The organism is Winogradskyella poriferorum, from assembly GCF_050618035.1.
Lineage (GTDB): Bacteria > Bacteroidota > Bacteroidia > Flavobacteriales > Flavobacteriaceae > Winogradskyella > Winogradskyella poriferorum_A.
The window spans coordinates 1-208 of the sequence record NZ_JBODPY010000352.1; the positions used below are offsets into that span (position 1 = coordinate 1).

Annotated in this window: 1 protein-coding gene; it reads left to right on the forward strand. The window is 37.0% G+C overall.

The genetic code is table 11. From position 1 onward, the window contains the following. Positions 1-208, forward strand: a 208-nt coding sequence (locus ACRHOC_RS16035; RefSeq protein ID WP_431159541.1) for an isocitrate/isopropylmalate family dehydrogenase, incomplete at both ends; no start/stop codon positions are given.

Here is a 208-nt window from a genome sequence, read left to right on the forward strand (position 1 = left end):
ATCCTTTTGTTGCATCAAAACATCCAGATATGGATGTAGTCAACATTAGAGAAAACGAGGAGGATCTTTATGCTGGTAGTGAACATCAACAACCAGATGAGGTTGTGCAGTGTCTTAAATTAATCAGTCGACCAGGTTGTGAAAAAATTGTAACCTATGCACTTGAGTATGCCAAAAAATATGGTCGCAAAAAAGTAACATGTTTCAC